Raw genomic sequence first — 1811 nt, forward strand, 5'->3', positions numbered from 1 at the left:
CCGCAGCGCCGCTGAGTCACAACGTCAGGCACAGGAGCAGCTACAACGGCAGATTGCCGGGGGTGAGATACAAAGCGCCGAGGAACTTTCCCGCCGTAAACAACAGATCCACACGGACTATCTGACGGCGCTGGCCGACGCTAACCAACGTTACGCCGTCAGTGCCAATGATGAGTTAGCCGGTAACGTCGATCCGGTGCAAAACCTCAGTAACCAACTGGCAAAGCGTCAGGCGCTTATTGAGACTTATGCGGCGGCAGGTGTTATCACCGAACAGCGAAAAAACCAGCTTATTCTTGCTTCCGAGACAGAAACCCGCGAACAGCAGTATCAGGCATCATTGCAATTATTCGCCTCGCAAGGCGACATGCAACGCATGGCCGTTGATCTGTTTCAGGACTCACAAGACCGGCTCTCTAATATGTTGACGGGGCTAGTAAATGGTACGCAGTCCACTAAAGAGGCGATGTCTAATTTATTTGCCTCACTGTCTCAATCGATTATCAAAAACCTTATTGATATGGCCGCGCAAGCCCTGATCACCAGTACGATCATGCAGACGATTACGGGCGTCTCTGGCGGGTTGTTGGGTGGATTCATGGGCGGTGCAAGTGGCGCGGCAGGGTCTGCCAGTAATGCATTCTCGGGTGGCGCTTATAGCGGGTTGTCATTTAATGCCAAGGGCGGTGTTTATGATTCACCCAGTTTAAGCGCCTACAGCGGGCAGGTTGTCAGTTCACCGACCTTTTTTGCTTTTGCAAAAGGGGCTGGCGTCATGGGCGAGGCGGGGCCAGAAGCGATTATGCCACTCACCCGATCTGCAGATGGTTCGTTGGGTGTAAGGGCGGTCAGTAGCAATATGCCGACTAGTTCTGCTGGTTCAGCAGCGCCACAGGTTTATATCACCATCGATGGCAACGGCAACACCTCCACACAAAGCAGCCAAGGCATGGAGCAGTTTGGCGCGGAGATCGGCGCATTTGTTGATAGTCGCTACAAAGTGCTGATGGCTAAAGATTTGGGACCAAATGGCACACTAACAAATCGAATCAGGGGGCGCAGATGATCAGGGAGTTTGAATATTGTCCGCGCATAAATCCGGTCGGAGACATCACAACCCGAACTCGAGAGTTGCAGCTAGGGGATGGGTATACGCAGCGGTCCGGCGATGGACTCAATGAAGAGGATCAAAGCTGGCCGCTTTCGTTCGTGGGTGAGCTCGACTACATCATGCAAATCCGGCAATTTTTACGCGAGCATAAAGGCTATAAGGCTTTTCAGTGGCGAAACCCCATGGGGGAGTTGGGTCTGTATTGTTGCCAAAAGCAGCAGGTGAAAGCCTCGGGGAAAAACGCAGCCGGAAAGCCAATGTTTGAACTCTCTGCAACATTCATTATTGCTTATCATCCATAGGAACTCATCGTGTTAAACACTGACTTACAGATGTTGGAGCCGGGCAGTAAAGTATTGCTGTTCGAAGTGGACTGCACCGAGTTTGACGGTCCGCAGCTTTATTTCCATAACCATTCCATCCCTTATAGCGAAGCCGATTTAGAGGTCGCAGGCGGCGACCCTGATTTATTGCCAGTGAAGTCAATCTGGTGGCAGGGGCGCGAATATAAGCCATGGCCGACTGCGATAGAGGGAATGGAAGTGACCAGTGATGGCAATGCATCAACACCAACACTGACTGTCGGTAATCTGGATGGAACGATTACGGCGCTATGTCTGGCTTATCAAAATCTGGTATTAGCGCAGGTAAAAGTACACAGCACGTTTGCGCATTACCTCGATGCCAGAAACTTTCCGGA

The 1811-nt window shown here is 51.7% G+C and carries 2 protein-coding genes and 1 pseudogene; all 3 read left to right on the top strand.

Annotated elements, in window-relative coordinates:
- Nucleotides 1-1066: pseudogene (locus HUZ92_RS20640) on the top strand (tape measure protein); the annotation flags it as partial.
- Nucleotides 1063-1413, top strand: coding sequence for a phage tail protein (locus HUZ92_RS20645; protein WP_049606687.1), 351 nt, complete (start codon nucleotides 1063-1065; stop codon nucleotides 1411-1413). The pseudogene HUZ92_RS20640 and the gene HUZ92_RS20645, both read left to right, overlap by 4 nt.
- A 6-nt stretch (nucleotides 1414-1419) precedes the next feature.
- The coding region (locus tag HUZ92_RS20650; RefSeq protein WP_145580098.1) for a phage minor tail protein L at nucleotides 1420-1811 on the top strand (392 nt) is incomplete at its 3' end.

It is taken from the genome of Yersinia vastinensis, assembly GCF_902726565.1.
Classification (GTDB): domain Bacteria; phylum Pseudomonadota; class Gammaproteobacteria; order Enterobacterales; family Enterobacteriaceae; genus Yersinia; species Yersinia vastinensis.